The 20,795-nt window shown below is 42.5% G+C and carries 21 protein-coding genes; 14 read left to right on the top strand and 7 right to left on the bottom strand.

Annotated elements, in window-relative coordinates:
• Positions 1-5: 5 nt before the first annotated feature.
• The gene (locus tag CQ839_RS22100; protein WP_103670462.1) at positions 6-1,088 is read right to left on the bottom strand and encodes an FAD-binding oxidoreductase; all 1,083 of its coding nucleotides are present in this window, start codon (positions 1,086-1,088) and stop codon (positions 6-8) included.
• A 233-nt stretch (positions 1,089-1,321) separates the two neighbouring features.
• On the opposite strand from CQ839_RS22100, the gene CQ839_RS22095 reads away from it, so the two are divergent.
• From CQ839_RS22095 to clpX, 4 genes are all read left to right on the top strand, one after another.
• Positions 1,322-1,759: an FHA domain-containing protein gene (locus CQ839_RS22095; RefSeq protein ID WP_103670461.1), complete on the top strand. Its 438-nt coding sequence runs from the start codon at positions 1,322-1,324 to the stop codon at positions 1,757-1,759.
• 258 nt (positions 1,760-2,017) lie between these two features.
• Complete coding sequence (tig, locus tag CQ839_RS22090) at positions 2,018-3,427, top strand: trigger factor (RefSeq protein ID WP_103670460.1); 1,410 nt, start codon at positions 2,018-2,020, stop codon at positions 3,425-3,427.
• Positions 3,428-3,606: 179 nt separating this feature from the next.
• Complete coding sequence (clpP, locus tag CQ839_RS22085; protein ID WP_103670459.1) at positions 3,607-4,275, top strand: ATP-dependent Clp endopeptidase proteolytic subunit ClpP; 669 nt, start codon at positions 3,607-3,609, stop codon at positions 4,273-4,275.
• A gap of 31 nt (positions 4,276-4,306) precedes the next feature.
• Positions 4,307-5,644: an ATP-dependent protease ATP-binding subunit ClpX gene (clpX, locus tag CQ839_RS22080; RefSeq protein ID WP_103670458.1), complete on the top strand. Its 1,338-nt coding sequence runs from the start codon at positions 4,307-4,309 to the stop codon at positions 5,642-5,644.
• Between the two features lie 39 nt (positions 5,645-5,683).
• Here the strand turns inward: clpX and CQ839_RS22075 are convergent, their stop codons facing one another.
• Positions 5,684-6,379, bottom strand: a complete 696-nt coding sequence (locus CQ839_RS22075; RefSeq protein ID WP_103670457.1) for a Uma2 family endonuclease — start codon at positions 6,377-6,379, stop codon at positions 5,684-5,686.
• Positions 6,380-6,439: 60 nt separating this feature from the next.
• Positions 6,440-7,423 carry a solanesyl diphosphate synthase gene (gene sds, locus CQ839_RS22070; protein ID WP_103670487.1) on the bottom strand — a complete coding sequence of 328 codons (984 nt, stop codon included), beginning with the start codon at positions 7,421-7,423 and terminating at the stop codon, positions 6,440-6,442.
• A 291-nt stretch (positions 7,424-7,714) separates the two neighbouring features.
• On the opposite strand from sds, the gene CQ839_RS22065 reads away from it, so the two are divergent.
• Positions 7,715-8,452: a response regulator transcription factor gene (locus CQ839_RS22065; protein WP_103670486.1), complete on the top strand. Its 738-nt coding sequence runs from the start codon at positions 7,715-7,717 to the stop codon at positions 8,450-8,452.
• 226 nt (positions 8,453-8,678) lie between these two features.
• Positions 8,679-11,033 (top strand): right-handed parallel beta-helix repeat-containing protein, encoded by a 2,355-nt coding sequence (locus tag CQ839_RS22060; RefSeq protein WP_103670456.1) that lies wholly within the window; start codon positions 8,679-8,681, stop codon positions 11,031-11,033.
• On the opposite strand, the gene CQ839_RS22055 is transcribed toward CQ839_RS22060, so the two are convergent.
• Entirely contained in the window at positions 11,011-11,199 is a 189-nt protein-coding gene (locus CQ839_RS22055; protein ID WP_103670455.1) for a hypothetical protein, read from the bottom strand. The two genes, CQ839_RS22060 and CQ839_RS22055, sit on opposite strands and share 23 nt — an antisense overlap.
• A gap of 195 nt (positions 11,200-11,394) precedes the next feature.
• Between CQ839_RS22055 and glgA the strand changes: the two genes are divergently transcribed.
• The 4 genes from glgA to CQ839_RS22035 all read left to right on the top strand — a co-directional run bounded on the left by glgA (position 11,395) and on the right by CQ839_RS22035 (position 14,603).
• On the top strand, positions 11,395-12,771 hold the full coding sequence (glgA, locus tag CQ839_RS22050; protein ID WP_103670454.1) for a glycogen synthase GlgA: 1,377 nt from the start codon (positions 11,395-11,397) through the stop codon (positions 12,769-12,771).
• Between the two features lie 220 nt (positions 12,772-12,991).
• Positions 12,992-13,867, top strand: coding sequence for a hypothetical protein (locus CQ839_RS22045; protein WP_103670453.1), 876 nt, complete (start codon positions 12,992-12,994; stop codon positions 13,865-13,867).
• Between the two features lie 69 nt (positions 13,868-13,936).
• The gene (locus CQ839_RS22040; RefSeq protein ID WP_103670452.1) at positions 13,937-14,224 is read left to right on the top strand and encodes a hypothetical protein; all 288 of its coding nucleotides are present in this window, start codon (positions 13,937-13,939) and stop codon (positions 14,222-14,224) included.
• A gap of 19 nt (positions 14,225-14,243) precedes the next feature.
• Positions 14,244-14,603: a hypothetical protein gene (locus tag CQ839_RS22035; protein WP_374937756.1), complete on the top strand. Its 360-nt coding sequence runs from the start codon at positions 14,244-14,246 to the stop codon at positions 14,601-14,603.
• Between the two features lie 161 nt (positions 14,604-14,764).
• On the opposite strand, the gene CQ839_RS24895 is transcribed toward CQ839_RS22035, so the two are convergent.
• Complete coding sequence (locus CQ839_RS24895) at positions 14,765-14,932, bottom strand: hypothetical protein (RefSeq protein ID WP_181016294.1); 168 nt, start codon at positions 14,930-14,932, stop codon at positions 14,765-14,767.
• 92 nt (positions 14,933-15,024) lie between these two features.
• Positions 15,025-15,801, bottom strand: coding sequence for a Uma2 family endonuclease (locus CQ839_RS22030; RefSeq protein ID WP_103670450.1), 777 nt, complete (start codon positions 15,799-15,801; stop codon positions 15,025-15,027).
• A gap of 265 nt (positions 15,802-16,066) precedes the next feature.
• Between CQ839_RS22030 and CQ839_RS22025 the strand changes: the two genes are divergently transcribed.
• From CQ839_RS22025 to CQ839_RS22015, 3 genes are all read left to right on the top strand, one after another.
• Positions 16,067-16,489 carry a hypothetical protein gene (locus CQ839_RS22025; RefSeq protein ID WP_103670449.1) on the top strand — a complete coding sequence of 141 codons (423 nt, stop codon included), beginning with the start codon at positions 16,067-16,069 and terminating at the stop codon, positions 16,487-16,489.
• Between the two features lie 388 nt (positions 16,490-16,877).
• Entirely contained in the window at positions 16,878-17,537 is a 660-nt protein-coding gene (locus CQ839_RS22020) for an SDR family oxidoreductase (protein WP_103670448.1), read from the top strand.
• A 93-nt stretch (positions 17,538-17,630) separates the two neighbouring features.
• Positions 17,631-18,458, top strand: coding sequence for an SDR family oxidoreductase (locus tag CQ839_RS22015; RefSeq protein ID WP_103670447.1), 828 nt, complete (start codon positions 17,631-17,633; stop codon positions 18,456-18,458).
• 116 nt (positions 18,459-18,574) lie between these two features.
• On the opposite strand, the gene CQ839_RS22010 is transcribed toward CQ839_RS22015, so the two are convergent.
• Entirely contained in the window at positions 18,575-20,020 is a 1,446-nt protein-coding gene (locus tag CQ839_RS22010) for a PLP-dependent aminotransferase family protein (RefSeq protein ID WP_103670446.1), read from the bottom strand.
• A gap of 204 nt (positions 20,021-20,224) precedes the next feature.
• On the opposite strand from CQ839_RS22010, the gene CQ839_RS22005 reads away from it, so the two are divergent.
• Complete coding sequence (locus CQ839_RS22005) at positions 20,225-20,455, top strand: hypothetical protein (RefSeq protein ID WP_103670445.1); 231 nt, start codon at positions 20,225-20,227, stop codon at positions 20,453-20,455.
• Positions 20,456-20,795: the final 340 nt, after the last annotated feature.

Genomic DNA, 20,795 nt, shown 5'->3' with positions numbered 1-20,795 from the left:
AATAGCTAGAGAGAAAAAGGTTTCCAAGGTAAATCACTTGAGCCAGTAAGTAGTAAATCTCTGGTAATTTGAGCAGTCACAGGAGCCATCATTACGCCATTGCGATAATGCCCTGTCGCGATCAAAATATGCGGATGGTCTGGGGCGAAACCTAAAATAGGGGACTGAAATCCATCGGGTCTAGGTCGATCGCCTGCCCATGTTTTTAAAACTTCAGCTTGCTTAAAAGTGGGACACCATGCGATCGCCTGTTCTAGCAATAACGAGATATTAGCTTCGCGGGGTAATTCATCTGGCTCAAATTCTAGGGTTGCGCCGAGCCAATATTGATCATTACCTAACGGCACGATATTAATGTCGGAATGATCCTCATTTTCAGCATTAATGACGGTTTGCAAATTTAGGTTGGGGATATTTAGAAGCAAAGCTTGACCGCCAACTGGTAGCAAAAGATCTTGTTCTCTATTTTTTGAACAGTTTTTTAAAAGTGACGCAAGTAGGGCATTGCTGCCTAAGCCTGATGTAACTACGATGCGATCGCTCTTGATATCATCTAAGCTGTTAACGGTTGCGTTCCAGTAAAATTTCACCCCATTTTGAGTTGCCGCAGCAACTAGTGCTTCAACTAACTGTGTTGGATGCACCGCCCGATCGCATGGACTTAGTAAGCCATCGTCAGTTAGCCATTGCGAGTATTGCTGAGAAATTACATCGCGTTCAAGCCACTGCAACTCAAAGCCCTGTTCTTTGCGAATTTCGATTAGCGATCGCGCTTTGTTTTTTTCCTCAGGCGATCGCAATAAACTTAAAATCCCGTTGCGGTTGTAGAGAATATTGTGGTTCGTTTGAGCAGTTAACTCATCGATCACGTGATCGTACAGGCTTAAGCTCGCTAAACGTAACTTAACCAATGGCCCTTTAGCCTTGGAGCTAGAAGCCGCCATCAACACCCCTAGCGCCGAACCAGTTGCCACCATAGCAGGCAAAGGATTTGATTCAAGTACCGTCACCTTTAGCTCAGTTTTACTTAATTCATAGGCAAGCATTGCCCCAATTACACCGCAGCCAATGATAGTGACAGTTTTCATAAATATTTTCAATAGAGTAGAAAAGAATGCTTCGCACCCTTTTCTACTCTAAGATCTGATTGGGGACTAACGGTAAATTAAAGAATCAGTTTTTTGTGGCGCGGCTCCGCCGCGCCACAAAAAACTGATTCTTTAATGATTAAAGTCAATGCTAAACTTTTGGAATAAGAGCAAATCCTGTAGCATGGGCAGTCAAAAAGCTCCTAATTCTGCAAAATTCCTACATTAAACCTGTGATTACGCTAAATCTGCTGCATCCCATCGAATCGATACCAATCCAAACATGGAAATTTAATTCCGAGCCTGTTATTCGGATTGGGCGATCGGGAGATAATGACGTGATTCTCTATAGTTCTGTTGTTTCTCGCTACCATGTCGAGCTTCATCATCACTCCCAGTATTGGGAAATTGTCAATATTGGCGCAAACGGTACATACATTCAAGATCAGCAAATTGATAGTGAGCGCGTGCAGAATGGGGTAATTATTCGCTTAGCCACAGCTGGCCCCAAATTACAAATTTTACTAGATGGGTCTGAAGCGATCACTCCTTCGCTTCGTGACATTACTACCGCTAAACCCACATCACTAAATAATCCCGCAGCATCAACTGCTCCGACATCACCAACTGCACCAATCGATGATCGTCCTACCATCATGTCACGGAAGTAATTTGATTTTTAATTTACAAAAGTGTTGTCACACTTTTGTAAATTAAAAATCAAACCTAGTAAGAGCAGCAGTTCTTATTTACTTTCATTTAATTTATAGCTTTTTGAAATATGCGATCGCCAATATCGTATTATCATAGACTTGGCATAATTTGGCACTCGCTGACAGTTTTGCCAAAAGTTGGCAAAAGTCCAAAAAATGTTTTTTGATTTCTAGATATATTCAATCTAGGCATACTTAATCTAGGCATATTTAATAATGAAGGTCACTCTAGAGAAGCTTCCCGCTAGTCAAATTGGTTTTGACATTCAAGTAGAAGGAGCAAAGTCTCAAGCAATATACGATCGCATCGTCAAAGACTTGACACGCACGATGCAAGTCCCAGGGTTTCGCAAAGGCAAAGCGCCCACTCAGCTTGTATTGAGACAAGTTGGTAGTCAGCGACTCAAAGCCAACGTCCTTGAAGAGTTGCTAGAAAAAACATTAAACGAAGCCCTTGCTGAGAATAAAGAAGTTAAAGATAAAGCTCTGGGCGGCTTTCAACTAATTACTGATATTGAAACTCTTGTCCAAACCTTCACCCCAGGGCAAGAAGTATCCTTTAAGGCAGCGATCGACGTGGAGCCAGAAGTGGCTCTTGCTAAATATCAAGGCTTTACAGTCAAAGCTGAAGAAATTAAGCCTGATCTCACCGAAGTCGATCGCACCTTAAACGAATTTCAAGTCCGCAAAGCGACTATCGTACCCATCGAAGATCGTGGAATCGAACTAAACGATGTTGTCACCGTCGATCTCAAAGTCCTCGATCGCGCCACTGGCGAGGAATTGCCAGATGCTGGTGAAGAGGATTTTCAGTTAGATGTTGATGAGAAGGCATTTATCCCTGAAGTCGTTAAAGCAATCATCGGTGCTGCGATCGATGATGTCGTTGAAGTTGAGTCAATTTTCCCCGAAGAATATTACCCTGAAGAATATGTCGGTAAAGAAATCAAGTATGTAGTCACAATCAAATCTATTAAAGGTCGTGAGCTTCCTGCCCTTGATGACGAGTTTGCAAAATCGATCAGCGACAAAGAAACGATCGCCGAATTACGCGAACTTCTAGAAAAGCGGGTAATCGACGACGCTGAGTCGAAAACTCAAGCCAACAAAGAACGCGCCATCCTTGAGGCGTTAACTGCCGAGCTTGAAGTTGATTTACCTGTAACTCTTTTGCAGCAGGAGCTGGACTTCTTGGTAAGACAACAAGCTAATTACCTGCAAGAGCGCATTGATCCTGCGATGGCAAAGCAACTATTTACCAAGGAATTGGTCGAAGAAATGCGCCGTCTCAATCAGCCAGAGGCGGTTAACCGTCTCAGACGCAAAGTTGCCCTTGATAAAATCGCTGCGGAAGAAAAACTTTCTGTCGATGATGCCGAACTCAAGGAGAGAGTCGCCAACACCTTGGAAATGCTCAAAGATCCCAATATCGATCCTGCTAGATTAGCTGGCTTGATTCGTGAGGAAATGCTGACTGAAATCGCAGTGGCATGGTTGATTGAGCATTCTGAAATCGAATTAGTCGAGCAAGGCTCGCTCCAGCCAGAGCCAGAGACCCTCGAAAGCATCTCACCAGAAGCTGATGCAGACGTTGTAACTGTTGATGCAACATCTGAGGAAGCTTAATTAAAAGAGAGAGGAGTGCAAAGCACACCTCTCTCTTTTAAATTGCGTAAGATAGTATAGCTATACCAATACTATTTTTGAGGCATAATAGCTTTTAAGTTGGTATGGTAAAACTTAAGCTTTGCCACTCAAGCTTTGCTTAAGATAACTCATCAAAAATTACGGTGAATTCAAAACGCATGTACCCTTTATCTAGTCAATTAGCATCAAACAACTTTGCGATCGCGACCCAAAATCAGGTTGTGCCGATGGTAGTCGAGCAATCAGGTAAAGGCGAAAGAGCATTTGATATTTTCTCACGCTTACTCCGTGAGCGGATTGTGTTCTTGGGTTCGCAAGTAGATGACACCACATCGAACTTAATCATGTCCCAGCTTTTGTTTTTAGAAGCTGAGGATCCTGAAAAGGATATTTACCTCTATATCAACTCTCCTGGTGGCTCAGTCTACGCAGGCATGGCAATCCTCGACACCATGAACCACGTCCGCCCCGATGTTTGTACGATCTGCATGGGGCTGGCGGCAAGTATGGGTGCGTTTTTGCTAGCGGCTGGCGCTAAAGGCAAGCGGATGTCTTTGCCAAACGCGCGGATCATGATTCACCAACCTCTTGGTGGCGCTCAAGGTCAGGCAGTTGATATCGAGATCCAAGCGCGTGAAATCTTGTACATTAAGCGATCGCTTAACGAGATGTTAGCTGCCAACACAGGCAAGCCTCTCGAACAGATCGAGCAAGATACCGAGCGCGATTTCTTTATGTCACCTGCGGAAGCTCAACAATATGGTTTAATCGATCAAGTTTTAACTAATACTAAAAGCCTCCAGCCATCTGCCCTATCCCTAGTCTAGCCATTGCGACAACCTCACATTGAGATAGCTTATGCCCAGTAAATATGACTCTCATCTTAAATGTTCCTTCTGCGGTAAGTCACAGGAGCAGGTACGCAAGCTAATTGCTGGACCAGGGGTATACATTTGCGATGAGTGCGTGGATTTATGTAACGAAATCCTCGATGAGGAGCTGTTTAATAGTGCTCCGCCTCAAGCTACCCAGCGCAAAGACCCTACCAATGAAAAGCGGAAAACCAAAACTGCGGCGAATCTTAATCTCAGTCAAATCCCTAAGCCTCGTGATATCAAGCGCTATCTCGATGAAAATGTAGTTGGTCAGGACGAAGCTAAAAAAGTTTTGTCGGTTGCGGTTTATAACCACTACAAACGCCTGAGTTTTATCGAATCGACGGCAAAAGGTCAGAATGAAGACGGAATCGAACTTCAGAAGTCAAATATTTTGCTGATTGGCCCTACGGGTTGTGGTAAGACCCTTCTGGCACAAACTTTAGCAGAAATGCTAGATGTGCCTTTTGCGGTTGCCGATGCAACGACACTTACCGAAGCTGGCTATGTCGGTGAAGATGTAGAGAATATTTTACTGAGGCTGTTACAGGTCGCCGATCTTGATGTCGAAGAGGCTCAGCGTGGCATTATTTACATCGATGAAATCGATAAAATTGCTCGTAAGGGTGAAAACACCTCGATTACCCGTGATGTTTCAGGCGAAGGTGTCCAGCAAGCCTTACTGAAAATGCTAGAAGGGACGATCGCCAACGTACCTCCTCAAGGTGGTCGCAAGCATCCTTACCAAGATTGCATCCAGATTGACACCAAAAACATCTTGTTTATCTGTGGTGGTGCTTTCGGTGGCATGGAGAAACTGATCGAGCAACGCATTGGCAAAAAATCAATGGGATTTGTGCAGCAAGGTGAGTCGATTCCCCGCGAAAAGCGCACTGCTGAAATCCTCAAGAATGTGCAGCCCGATGATCTTGTCAAGTTTGGGATGATTCCTGAGTTTATTGGTCGTGTGCCAGTTACAGCCGTACTCGATCCTTTAGATGAAAAAGCACTGATGGCAATTTTGACTGAGCCTCGTAGCGCCTTAATCAAGCAGTACCAAAAGCTCTTGAAAATGGATAATGTCCAGCTTGAGTTTCAGCCTGATGCAGTTCAGGCGATCGCAAAAGAAGCCTATCGACGCAAAACAGGGGCGAGAGCTTTGCGCGGTATTGTCGAGCAGTTGATGCTGGATATGATGTACGAGTTGCCTTCGCGCAAGGATGTAACTAAGTGTTTGATCACTCTCGATATGGTCGAGAAATTATCCACGGCAGAGATTTTGCAGCATCCTGCATCAATGCCAAAACCTGAATCAGCATAAAAAAAAGACTCGCAAAGCGAGTCTTTTTTTTATGCTGATTCAGACTTTCTGTAATTGAGTTAATATCCATGAAGTTACTTGACCATGATTGTTTTCTCTTGACAAGCGTAGGGCTTCTTCTAAAAGTGCAATTTCTAAACCTGTAATTATTTGCGATCGCGTAATCCTGTAACTACCTCTAGCACTCTCTGAATCAGTGATCGCAAAGGCTAAAATCTCAGCACTTTTTACATTGATTACCCAATATTCTTTTACGCCCAAATCTTCATACATCAAGCGTTTTTTACCAATATCATCAGACCAAGAACTATTGGCAATCTCGATCGCTAAATCAGGTGCGGGATAAATATCTAAGTCAACAACACCAGTCCCCCAAGGAATCAACTGAGCGCGATCGCCAACATAATAGGAAATATCAGGCTGGAATTCTCTAATGCCAACTTTGCGATAAGAACAGTTGTCTTTACTTCTGATATCTAAACCGTTAACAGCAACAAACAAGCCTATTGCAATTACAATTAGCGCATGGTCGTCAGAATGGTCTGAGCCAGTGGACATAGGTTCAAATCTCGCTTCTCCATTGCAGTAATAAAACTTGTATTTTTGATATTTTGGATCGTCAGCAACTTGGATAAATTGCTCCCAAGAAAACTTTACCCAAGTATTTAGGTTCTGCTCAATTATGTTGTCAGATGGATGATCAGCAGTTTTATCGATGCTTAACACAGCAACCATATCTACACCTCCATTAGCCGAATATTTAGGATTGTCGAGCTTTACACGATACTACTTATCTTAATACAACCGATCTAAAACGTAGTTGGTTAAGCCAATCAAAGACTGTTTGGGTGCAGAAGATGGTAGCCACTCGATCGCTACTAGTGCTGACTTAACATGACTCTTGGCTAATTCACGAGAACGTGAAATACCCTCGCTGTTATGAACTAGTTCGAGAGCTTTTTCCAAATCGCCCGCCTCGCTAAACTCGCGATCAATTAGACCGCGTAACTGCGGATGCTCCTCTAGTGCAAACAATACAGGCGCAGTCAAATTACCCTGCTTAAGATCAGAACCAGCAGGTTTGCCAAGAGTTTCCGTCGAACTAGTGAAATCGAGTATGTCATCGACAACTTGAAATGCAATGCCAAAATGCTTGCCGAAATTAAATAACTGTTCAGCTTGTACTTGACTTACACCACTAAGTACGCCCGCTGCCTTAGCACTACCCGCCATTAATGATGCCGTTTTATAAAAACTCTTTTCGAGGTAATCTTCTAACGTCAAATCCCCATCAAATGCAGTAAGACTCTGACGAATTTCACCTTCTGCAAAATCAGTGATTACTTTTGATAAGAGCTTGACAACTTCAAGATCGTCTAAATTGGCAAGATACCAAGATGCTTGTGCAAACAGGAAATCACCTGCAAGTACAGCAATACGATTGCCAAAGCTATTGTTTACTGTGGGCATTCCGCGTCGTAGATCGGCAGAGTCGATCACATCGTCATGCACTAGACTCGCTGTGTGAATCATCTCAGTGATTTCAGCGAGACGGCGATGACGTGAGGTGATATCGCGATCGCTCATCGTTGCGCGTGAAACCAGCAACACTAGTGCAGGGCGCATACTCTTACCCTTCGCTTCAAATAAATGCTCTGCCGCTGCATACAAAATCGGATGTCTTGCTCCTACCAACTGCTTCAAATTATCCGTGAGCATACGCAAGTCATCTTTGACTGGTGCAAAAAGTTCGGTGACAGAAGTAGTTGGAAGGCTCATGCGCATAAACCAGTTTTAAATCAATTTTTACATATCTTCATATATTGTATGAGAATGTTGCAAGAGTTGAAAAATGACTTAGCCTGTTTTAGTTGTCAACATGGTATGGAAGGCTGCAAATAGCTGCTACTCTATACCTACTACTCCTTTAGCCAGAAATTTTTTGCAATCCCTATAAATACCAACAACAAGAGTTTATGCCCCCTGCCGCTCTCCCTGAATATGTATCATGATGATATATATTGTTTAACAAATCGTAATCCAATCACATAGATGGAAATTTGACTAATGATGCCTAGGCTTCTCCTGATCGATGATGATCCAATAATCTCTGAAATGGTCACGCTGAACCTCGAACATGCTGGCTATCAAGTCAGTCAAGCAAGTGATGGCATCAAAGGACAAGCACTTGCCATTCAGTTAATGCCAGATATGATCATCCTTGACTTGATGCTGCCAAGGGTTGATGGTTTTACGGTTTGTCAAAGATTGCGTCGGGATGAGCGGACTAAAGAGATTCCAGTAATGATGCTCACGGCGATGGGACAAACTCAAGATAAGGTCGAAGGTTTTAACGCAGGTGCGGATGACTATCTGACTAAGCCCTTTGAACTGGAAGAGATGCTGGCACGAGTGCGGGCTTTATTGCGTCGGACTAATCGGATTATTGACACAGCAAAGCATGGCGAAATATTAATATTTGGCTCATTAACGCTTGTACCTGAGCGCTTTGAGGCGATTTGGTTTAATAAAACTGTCAAGTTAACTCATCTTGAATTTGAGCTGTTGCATTGTCTGTTGCAGCGTCATGGTCAAACGGTATCACCAAGCGAAATCCTCAAAGAAGTTTGGGGCTATGAGCCTGATGATGATATCGAAACTATTCGTGTGCATATCCGCCACTTGCGAACCAAGCTAGAGCCAGATCCACGCCATCCTAAATATATTAAGACGGTATATGGTGCAGGTTATTGCTTAGAGCTTCCCCATGATAACGATACTAATCAAGTTGAAGACGCGATCGCTTAATAACCATCGCCCAAGAAATTGCTTTGCTCGTTATTTGTGATTAAAAAAGGAAAAACAGGAAAGGCATAAAATATCTTCCCTGTTTTTTTGTGACGAAATTGGCAATTTCTAGAAAAATTTTTAAATTCTATAGGCTCAAGTGTTAGGCAACACATTGCTTGTGAGACTTTACCTTCCAAAATGGAAAAGTGAGGATTTTCTTTGGAAAGATAGATTATTAAGGGCTATGCAGAAAAAATCAGTGTCTAGTGGTCTCAAAGCTTTTTGCTTGTTTTCAATAGTATGTGTAAACGGAATAATTGTTACAGAAGCGTTTAGTCAAACTAATCCATTTCCATTTGATGCTCAACTTCGCTATAACGGCAGTGGTGCAGGAATAGATGGGAATACTAGTGTTGAGTTGCGTATTCCGCTTAATCAAACACCAGAGAATTTTTTCTATCTCAATCCTCAAATCCGAGTCTTTAATAATGGGCGCATTGGCTCTAATCTTGCAGTTGGCTATCGATCGCTAAATGACGTTGCCAAATATGTATTAGGAGGTTACTTTGCCTACGACAATCGTGATACGGGATCGCAATTTTTTCAGCAAATTTCCGCAGGTTTAGAGTTTTTTGCAGAATCTTGGGATATGCGCCTCAATACCTATCTTCCAGTGGGTAAGACTAATACACAACTAAGCGAAACTATCCTGAACTCTGGCAGTTTTCAGGGCAATCAGTTTTTGATCGATCGCGATCGGCGTTTTGATGCAGCTATGAGTGGCGTGGAGTTAGAAGCTGGCACGATCATCACCACAGGCGATGCTGGCTATTTGCGTCCATATGTAGGAACTTACTATTACACTGCTACTAATAGCATTGGAGCTTTGGGGATTAAAGGTGGTTTAGGATACTATGGCGATCTCATCAATGCTGGTTTATCGATTCAGAACGATCGCATTTTCGGTACGAGTATTCTTTTTAATATTGGTATTAATTTCTCCAACCGTCCAGCGCGAGGAGTAAATCCGCCAACGCTTCTGGAACGCATGAACGAACCACTTTCGCGTAATAGTTCTGTCCTAGTCGAAAATCAAACGGTGCGCGATCAACTCGTCGCAATTAATCCTCTAACTGGTCAGCCTTACAGTTTCTTTATTGTTGCCGATAACGCTACAGGCTTATCTGGCAACCCTACTGTGGTGTCTTTTTCTAACTTTTCAACGGCTATTGCTAATGCAAGTGCTGCTGGGGCAAATGGAATTGTGTATGCTTATACCCCAACAGGCTCTACAGCACCAACTTTAGCTGGATTTACAATTCCTGATGGTGTAAAAGTCTTCTCTAGTGCGCCATCTGTAGTGCCTATGTCATATTTAGCTGGCTCTGAAGGTGCGAATTTACCGAATATTCCTTTGCCTGCTAACACGGGTGTTTATCCCATCGTCAGTGATACAGTCACTTTAGCATCAGGGTCTAATCAAGCTCTATCTGGCTTTAGCATCAATAAAAATGTGGCTACTGGTGCAAATGCTGGCATTATTGGCAACAATAACGTGAATGCCTTGATTGCCAATAACATGGTCAACATTACGGCTCCAAGCAGCACACCAGTGGGTAATTCGGGGCGAGGTATTGTCTTGATAGGTGCTAGTGGCAATACCAATGTTTCGGACAACCAAGTTAACAATGCGATCGCTGAAGGAATTCGTCTCGACAATGTCAGTGGTACTGCTGCGATTACTGGCAACACTGTGATTAATACCATTCAGCCCAATGTCCAAACACAGGTAGAAGCAGGCATTCTGGTCAGAAACAATACAGGGAATGTCAATCTCACGATCGCCAACAACATCGTCAGAGACAATACCACCACCGCAGGCGTTGTCGAAATTGACGGGATTGAGTTTAGTCTCTGTCGTGTCTATCCAGACTTAGCAGGTTGCGCTACTACGACCACTGCGACTGTCAACATCACAGGCAACACGATTCGCAATATTACAGGCGCACCCGATGGAGCCGATGGTATTGACATTAACTTAGGTAATAATGCTAATGCCACGTTGACGATTAGCAACAATACCATCGATAACATCGTGAACAAAGGCATTAGCTTTGGCGCTGTTGATGGTTCTATTGGTACAACAACGATCTCCAATAACAAGATTAGCAATGTCGGCGGGGCAGGAATTCAAGTGCGGGTTGGCGAAACGAATGTGGGTGGAGAGGCTTCAGTGCGAGCAGCCGTGCTGAATAACACACTTACAAACACAGAGACAGGAACAGCCGATGATGCAGCTATAATTATGCGATCGCAAAATGCTGCTTCGCTCTGCGTCAGGTTTGAAGGAAATACCTTAAACAATCCCACCTCTAGTCTTGATTATCTATTCCGTAGACAAAGTACATCAGCATCAGGATTGCAACTAGCAGGGCTGACCACGGCGATCGCTGTGTTGGCTCCAAGTAATGCAACAACTATTGCTGCGCTCAATAACCCTCTGCGTCTTGAACTTGAAGCAAGGGGAAATACAGGTGCTCGATTTAGAGTTCAAAATAGTACTGTGCAAGTTCCCACTACGGCTTGTACATTTCCTTAAAGATCAAGAAGAGACCAGCTTTGCGGGTTTCTTCTTGATCTTTAGCGATCGCGCTAACAATCAGCAAGAAACTCACACAGTATTTTTCTTGCTGACCTAGAAAGCATTGCTTGTAAAAATTTGCTGCTTTAGCGATCGCGCTCATCATCAAAAAAAACACACACATAGTGGGGTTTCTTTTTGATCTCTCAAGAACCTCTTGCAAAAATTGCTGCTTTAGCGATCTCGCCAATAACAAAAAAGAAACCCGCAAAGCGGGTTTCTTTTTATACAAAGCGTAGCTTGAAAAAAATTGCTGCTTTAGCGATCGCTCTATGCATGAAAATAGTGAGAGCCTGAAATACGAGTACTGAATCAACGAATGAAAATTTTATTTGCGGCGGCTGAAGTTGCTCCTCTTGCCAAAGTTGGCGGCATGGGAGATGTAGTGGGCGCACTTCCTCCGATTCTTAAGAAGATGGGGCATGATGTACGAATCATCATGCCTTACTACGGCGTAATTCCTGACAAGCTCAAGGAAAAGCCTGAATGGAAATGGAAAGGCTATGCCATGTTTCAGGAATTTGATATTTTTGAGACAGTACTACCAGGTACAGATGTTCCCTTGTACTTGGTAGGGCATGGATCATTTATTCCTGCTCGCGTTTATGGCGGTGAAGATGAAGATTGGCGGTTCACGATGTTTGCCAATGCCGTTGCGGAATTTGCATGGAACTATTGGAAACCGAACATTATTCATTGCCATGATTGGCATACAGGCATGATTCCTGTGTGGATGCATCAAGTCTCGGATATTGGAACTGTATTCACGATTCATAATCTTGCTTATCAGGGGCCTTGGAAATGGTTTTTGGACAAAATCACTTGGACTCCTTGGTACATGGATGCTCATAACACGATGGCAGCAGGGATCAAATATGCCGATCGCGTGAACACAGTATCTCCTACCTATGCTCAGCAAATTTGTACACCCACCTATGGGGAAGGTTTAGAAAGTATTCTTTCTTTCTTGAAACCTTGGGGGATTTTAAATGGTATCGATACGGAATTAGAAAATCCTGCTACTGATTCTGCCTTGGTGCAAAACTACTCTGTCGAAACCCTTGACGATCGCATGGCAAATAAAATTGCTTTGCAAAAAGAGTTAGGACTAACCGTAAATCCTGCAACTTTCTTGATCGGCATGGTCGGTCGTTTGGTGGAGCAGAAGGGCATTGATTTGTTACTGCAAACCCTAGAACGTTTTTTAGCATATACAGATGCTCAGTTTGTGGTCTTAGGTACAGGCGATCGTTATTACGAATCGCAACTATGGCAAATTGCTGCCCGCTACCCCGGCCGCATGTCAGCGCAAATTTTGTTTAACTCAGCGCTTTCTCATCGTGTTTATGCTGGCTCAGATGCCTTTTTGATGCCAAGTCGTTTTGAGCCATGTGGACTGAGTCAACTAATTTCGCTGCGCTATGGTTGTGTACCTATTGTCCGCCGTACTGGTGGATTAGTGGATACAGTGTCATTTCATGATCCTATTGGTCAAACAGGTACAGGCTTTAGTTTTGATCGTTACGAGCCGCTGGATATGTACACCTGTATGGTACGCGCATGGGAAAGTTATCGCTATACTGATGCATGGCGCTTGTTGCAACAACGCGGCATGAGCAATAACTTCAGTTGGCAAGCCTCCGCCGAAAAGTATGTGCAGCTCTATCGCTCGATACCTGGCTTAGACAATGCTTAAATCCTCATAAAGAAATACGGCGCGAATCGCGCCGTATTTCTTTAATACCAAAGCACAAAATGGCATAGCCATTTAGTGCTTTCAAACCCTTACTGGGTGTGGGGTTTAATTAACAAAAGTATTTTCACACTTTTGTTAATTGGTTTAATTTGCTTGCAAATCATTCAAAGCACTGTGAGAATTACATTTACAGCATTTCGACCAAAAGAACTACAAATCGATGCGTCAGTTTCCTGTTATCCTTATTCCCCCAGAAGTGCAGCGCATCGCTCTGTCCAAGCCCGCTACACCTAAGCTTAGTCCACCGCCAAGACTAACTTCCTCTGAGCAGCCACAGCCTATTAATATTCAAGAAGCGATCGCATTGAGCTTGGGGCTAATAGTAGTAGTAGCGTTAGTAACTACCTTTGCCAAAGAGTTAGGAATCATGCTGCTGATCGTGGGAACGGTGGCACTTGTGCTGCGGATCAGATATCAGTTTCTTACCTACAAAAAACGCTACCAAAGTTATCAAAACACTCTCCAAAACTATTTCAAAAAGCTTGAGACTTATTCCCGCGAGGAAGTTGGTCATGAGCAAAAACTAGCGATCGCCCATTCTCCAGAGCGTATCCTTGAGTTTCGGCATCAGCAATTTCAGAAGTTTTTTGCAAAGATTCCTCCCATTGAAAATGCGATCACCATAACTAAAATAAAGTCTCCAGATCGTGATCAATCAGCTATTGATGATTTCGGAATCACCCTTCAGCAACATCTGTCAGGAACCCTCTATCAAGGCGTGAAGCTTTACATTCCCAGTGTCAATCAGGATTGGTTGCCGACACTGACCTATATCGATCCTGCTCTAAATGTTCATATTGCGATCGAGATTATTGGAGATTCAGAAAGTGCGGCAAATCTCATGCAAAAGGATCTTAGCGATCGCTTTTTAGTAGATTCAGGATGGATTATGATCAAATTCTCGCAAAAACAAATTTTACAAAGCTCAGCCCAGTGCTGTAAAGAGTTTGCCAAATTACTTGATCGCTTAAGTCTAGATACTTCTGTCCTAGCAAACTTTGAGTCTATTTCTGATTTAGTTCCAGTAAAAATATAGATTGCCAGACAATCTATATTTTTGATGATAGTACAACAGTAATATTCACTGCTGCTTATACTTTGGATAATGCGGGTAAGCGACCAAAGGTCTACAAGTATCGTTTATGATTATGACTATTCTGGTATCCGCTTATCGCAGATGGTGAATGGTGTGGAGACGAGGTTCTTGGTGGATAAGAATCGCAATTATGCTCAGGTGTTGGAGAAGTATGCACTTAGTAGTACTGTGCAGATTAGCTATCTATTTGGTAGCGATCTGATTGCTCAGGATAGAAATAATTCTAAGTCGTTTTATCCTCAAAGAAGCTGGTTCAGAGTTTCAACATCAGATACAGCATCAACTTATTGGATTTAAGATTCATTGAAATAAAAGAGTGATAAATACGAGACTACTAAAAGCTGAAGAAGTGTCATTGGTAAAAGCTCTACTTATGACAAACTCAAAGATTGCTGAAATAATCGTGCCAACACTAGATACCACATTTGTTGAAAATATGGACGATGGTGGGATGGGGAGTCTTCTCTTCGCATCCTGTACTGATGATTCAAATAGAAAGCTTGGCAAAACATTGGCTGAAGCTTCGTTTTTGGATGAAGATCAAGTTCCTGTATATGTTCAATTAAATTTAGATAATCACAATCAACTGTTTGAGCTTGATATTTGGAAGGTCGATTATTCTCATATGTCTAAATGGCCAAACTTAGATCAAATTGTAATTAAAGCAATGAACTGAACAGTTGAATCTACCTATTCCGTTGCTTAGTTAAGGCGATCGCAGATTTTGAGATGATACTTTAAGCGATTGAGAATGTCTCGTTTGATGGAGATCGCATGTTAGTTTTTGTCACTTTAAAAGCGAGCCCATAAGTATGGAACTTATTATTTGCGATTCACTTACATTTCATCAGTATCAATCCCCATCGCTTTGAGCATTTCAGCAAGACGTTGGGCTTTTTGCTCATCTTTTTGTTTAGCAAGACGTTCTTGAAGTTTTTCATTGCGTTCTTGGATAGCGATCGCCTCATCTTTTTGTTTAGCAAGACGTTCTTGAGTAGCGATCACTTTTTGGATTTTGTTATTGTAAAAGCGATCGCTTAAGGTTGAAACTTATTATTTGCGATCAGTATTTTTAGAAAATATGTGAGACGACTCACTTAAATTTCATCAGGATTAATCCCCAGAGCTCTAAGGTATGCAGCAAGTTTTTCGTTTTTATGACGCTCTTGCTCCGCGATCGCCTCAGCCTGTTGTTGAGCTACCTCCGCCTCGCGCCGAGCCTGCTGCTCATAAGAACGTTCCAACTCCGCCTGATACCTAGCATGTTCCGCCTCAGCATGAGACCTTAAAATTTGCTTAGAAATCGGATCGTAAAAACGGAAAGTCTTATCAACAAAAAGATATAAATCTAAACCCAACGTTTGACTATGCAAAGACAAAGTACCATCAGCTAAAGTTGAAACAGAGATCGGCACATACTTGTCATTTTCTAGCCGCACTCCCTGCAAAGAATCAGGCTTCAGAGAAATCCCCGAAGGATCATATTGAAAATATTCCTTCACACCCAAATCCCGATAAATTAATGGATTTTCCTTACGGTCTTTCGTCACGGTTCCCTTAGAAGTTATTTCCAACACAAAATCTGGAACCTTCCCATCTTCTTCCCAAACCGTATAACTTACCCGATCTTCTTTACTAGTTCCAAACACAACAAAGATATCAGGCGCAATTCTCTTTTCTGCGCCATCCTCTTCATAGCGAATAAATAGATTCCCAGAAACATACACATCTGGTAATTGCTCAAACCACAGTTTCAGAGCCTCAGTCGCATAACTCAAATTACGGCGTTGTTTATCACCTTCGGGCATCGGCTCAAAGTCCTCTAAAGGAGAGTCAAGTGTTTTTATTAGCTTGCGATCGCCAGAAATAGTCATAACGGCACTCTAAGTCATATCAAGATTCAGCCTATCATATTTACGATTTCGACTGATAACAATCGGTATTTTTTCGGGTTAAGTGTTTATATGTTAAGGATGGGAGGCGATTCGTGCCTCCCATCCTTAAATATTTAGAGATTTTTGATAACAGTTGCTACAGCGACCGTGACATAAAATATGGTTTATTGTTGCCGAGTGCTAAAATCAGCGATTAAAAGCTGATAAATCTTTATTTTGTAGGTTTTATGTGAGGGTATTGCCCGTGAATGCTGCTGAACAAGCTAGAAATGTCGAAGTGGCAACAAAAATCGCTACGATTGTCAATTTGTTTAAAGCTATTTACCCTGCTGCAAGATCTGACTTAAAACCTTGGCTGAATAATTCTGATACTCGCAGATTACTTGATCCAGATTCGATTGATATTGGCTTTCATTTCCCAGGGGTAAGCTGGCGGCTCAAGGTTCGCAGTATTCTCTTTCAAATTCGACTATATGAAGATCCAGTTGATGGCGACTTGAGGGCGATCGGCGTTGAGGCAAGTGGACATGATCATAAAGGCGAATGTTGGCGATTTTCGACGGTGGACAATTGGCAGTTCTTTGGCGATAAGATGCCGATGGAAGATGGAGTCGTAAATCTACGCCAGTTTAGTCGCCAAACCTTAGAAGTTTTCAATCGCAAATAGAAGTAATACAAAAACATCAAATGGCTGAGCCATTTGATGTTTCTAAAACCCTTGATGGGTTTGATCCTCAATTCACAAAAGTGTGGCGGAACTTTGGTGAAATGGTACATCGGAGTAAGCTTTGCTCAGAGTATAAAACCCAAAAGAGTAGTGGCGGCGCTACTCTTTTGGGTTTTATACTCTGATTTGCTTTTTTATTCAAAACCAATTTGGGATTTTCAGCGCCGAAGGCGCTGAAAATCCCAAATTGGTTTCAGATTACAATGAGTTATAAGAGCGCAGTAATGTAGGAAACCAATTTTTAGTGGCGTGGCAAAGCTACGTCACTAAAAATTGCTTCTTGATTAAATCGCAGAATCATAACTTGGTAATTTTTAAGCACTAACCTATGAAAGCATTTGTAGCAGGAGCCACAGGGCAAACAGGACGACATATTGTCACCGAATTAGTTAAGCGAAATATTTCCGTAAGAGCCTTAGTCCGTGACCTAGAACTCGCTAAAAAAATCCTACCGCCCGAAGTGGAATTGGTTCGAGGAAATGTACTTTTTGCTGACACATTAGCAGAGGCGATCGCAGATTGTGATGTACTGGTATGTGCAACAGGTGCAAAGCCAAGCCTAAATGCCATGGAGCCATATTTGGTGGACTATATTGGCACAAAGAACTTAGTGAATGCTGCGAAGGCAAAAAACATCAAACATTTTGCGATCGTCTCTTCTCTTTGTGTATCAAAGCTATTCCATCCTTTAAATCTATTCTGGCTAGTACTTTTCTGGAAAAAACAAGCAGAAAAATATTTGCAAAATAGTGGTTTGACCTATACGATCGTTCGCCCTGGCGGATTGCTGAATTATGAAAAAATTGGTGGCTTGGTAATGTCTAGCGCCGATACTTTGTTTGAAGGGAGTATCCCTCGTACTAAAGTTGCCCAAGTAACGGTCGAGGCTTTATTTGAAGATGCTGCAAAAAATAAGTTGGTGGAGATTGTAGTTGGAGCAGATAGCCCCGACAGCCCGATCGCTGGATTGTTTGCTAAGGTTGCTTAACCAAAACCAAAATTTATTTAAAATTGCTGCAAAGCAGCGCTTTTAATAAATTTGATGGTTCTTTTGATTATAAATTTCTACAAATAAACAAATATGCCTAAAACTGTATTCATTACTGGAGCTTCATCAGGAATTGGCAGATCAACGGCTCTCTATTTCCAAAAACAAGGTTGGAATGTCGCCGCCACAATGCGATCGCCTGATCAAGAAATAAGCAGAGCCAATAGTTTGGCAAATCTTGATCGCGTAGTTTGTCTAAAACTCGACGTTACTAATCGCCATACAATCACCGATGCAGTTGCAGAAAGTATTGCCAAATTTGGGGCGATCGATGTGCTGGTAAATAACGCGGGCTATAGCATGTTAGGCGCATTTGAGACTTCCACCGCTGAGCAAATTCAGCGTCAATTTGATACTAATGTATTTGGACTGATGGAAACCACTCGCGCAGTGCTGCCTCATTTTCGCGATCGCAAGCAGGGTGTAATTGTGAACGTTGCCTCTATTGGCGGGCGCGTCGCCTTCCCTCTCTATAGCCTTTATCACGCCACGAAATGGGCTGTGGAAGGATTTTCGGAATCCTTGCAACATGAACTTCTTGCTTTCAATATTCGCGTCAAAATTGTAGAGCCAGGTCCAATTAAAACTGACTTTTATGAGCGATCGGCAGACCGCACCAGCAATCCTGATTTTCCAGAATATGATGAATTTAGCGATCGCGTATTGACGAAACTAAATGAAGTAGGCACAGCGGGAGCATTGCCTGAAGTTGTAGCTAAAACTATCTATACTGCTAGCACCGATAAATCATGGAAATTGCGTTATCCCGCTGATCCACTTGCTAAGCAATTATTATTTATTCGCAAACTTTTACCTGATTTTCTCTTCACAAAAATTGTGCGCCGAAGCACAAACGTATAATTTGCAAACTATACATAGGATGGAATGCAAAAGAGAGATAAGACAAATCAAAACTAAAAAGATGAGTGGCGGCACGAACTGCCGCCACTCATCTTTTTGGTTTTTTGCTTATTTATTCAGAGGTTTTGTTTGAGAATATCTCCTAATATGACAATACCGCGCTCAATATTTTCTAGGGACTGAGAGAAATTGAGGCGAAAGGCTGGATAGCCTTGCCCATCAGGGAAAAATGGCTTGCCACGACCAATTAAAATCTTTTGTGCTGCCGCTTGCTGACCAACAGATTGCATCGGCGTATGATTTGGCAGCTGCACCCAGATAAACAGACCTCCATTGGGAACTGTCCATCGAATAGAGGTGGGGAAATGTTGCTCCATTAATTGCAACATGAGATCATGTCTTTGGTGATTGATAGAACGAAGATGATTGAGATGGCGGCGATAATGTCCAGAGGCAATATACTCGCTTGTGATCGCTTGAGTCACTGTGGACACATGTAAATCATGCAGAAGTTTCATTTCAACCAATGATTGATAGTGCTTGCCCGTAGACACCATGTAACCAATCCGCAACCCAGGCATAAGCGTTTTGGAAAACGTACCAATATAAGTCACTAAATCGCTACGATCCAATACTTTGAGAGGTGGTGGAGCTGGTTCAAAGCTCAACCCCTCATAGGCATTATCTTCCAAAATTGGACAGTTGTATTTCTCAGACAACGACATCAATTCACGTCGATGCGCTTGAGACGTAGTGATGCCTGTGGGATTGTGTAGTGTGCTGACCGTATAGATTAACTTGGGCTGATGACTACGGAGGTATTGGTTTAAGAGTTCTAGATTCATCCCATCCTTTTGCATGGGAATACCAATTACTTTGATGCCCATTTTTTCTAAGATAGCGATCGCACCATGATAGGTAGGACTCTCCACAATCACCCAATCGCCCGCTTGGAGGTAATACTGAAACGCTAGGGATAATGCTTGTTTTGAACCATTAGTAATAATTAAATTATCAGCAGAAACTTCCAATCCCAACTTCCAAGCCAACATTTGGGCTAGTTGTTTGCGAAGTGTAACTTGACCTTGAGGTGCTTCATAGCTAAACAACACATCAGCCACTTGACTCATGGCTCTCCGCGCAATTCTCGCTAGATCTTCAAGCCCTGATGGGCGAGGAAATCCAGAAGTAAAATCAATTACATCTGGATCTAACTGAGCTTGGATAGAACTCATGTATTGATCAATAAATGACTCACCCCATTTACTAGGAATAACGACTTCCTGCTCAGGCTCAAGGGTAGAACTGCGCTCAGAGAAATTAACAATATTCGTAACAAAGTAGCCTGCCCCTTGCCTAGCTGAGACTAGACCATCTGCTTCTAAAACACTATATGCCTCAATTACAGTTAACTTATTTACCTGTACACTTTCGGCGAGAGCACGAATTGATGGTAGCTGCTCTCCTGCTTGCAACGATCCCGACGTAATCAGGTGGCTGATGCGATCGCGGATTTGTAGATAGATTGGCTCTTGAGCAGAGCGATTTAAGGGAATTCTCATCGGGTAAGTACCACTGAGATGTTGAAAGCAGTATATAGCGATCATCACTCAACTTACCTAGTACAGTTTTTACAAATCTCGCTAGAACAGTTTGAAATTATTACAACTGTACTAGTAAACATTGTCAGATTTGTACCTTCATAAATTGTTTGCAACCAGCTAAAAGTATTAAGGATTAACTATTCGCAATTACTGAGAGGTGAAATGATGCGAGTCTCATTTATTCCCACTAATCTTTGGGATATTCTTGTCGAGTTCCTTCAAAATCTAGCTCAGGCAACTTTTAATCACAACGAAGAAGTCAAAGTTTGGCAAAAAACAGATCGTCGTGGAAATTCCTACTGGTGTGCTTACGATCCCAAGTCAGGACATTCTGCTCACTTAGGCTCAGAAGAAGAAGTGATGAGCTGGATTGAAAGGCACTATTATTTTTAGTATATATAAACCCCAAGAAGATAAGGATAGCGCTTCGCGCTATCCTTATCTTCTTGGGGTTTATATCTTATAGCTGTCGCCTAGTGTACTAGGACATAAAACCCAAGAATTGATTGGCGGCGCGAAGCGCCGCCAATCAATTCTTGGGTTTTGATTTGTCCTAAGAAACCATTTAAGAATTGTCTAGATCCCCCCAGCCCCCCTAAAAAAGCTACTGTGTACACACAAGTCGTGAGTGAGGCAAAATCCAACCTGTTAAATGTCAACTAACTTGTCCGATGACGACAATTAACTTGGCTGGTTGAGAGAAGAAAAAATAATTGACGCGACGGCAAATGAC

Source organism: Pseudanabaena sp. BC1403, assembly GCF_002914585.1.
Taxonomy (GTDB): Bacteria; Cyanobacteriota; Cyanobacteriia; order Pseudanabaenales; family Pseudanabaenaceae; genus Pseudanabaena.
The sequence above is the reverse complement of the archived record's forward strand: the minus strand, read 5'-3'. Positions and strand labels throughout refer to the sequence as shown.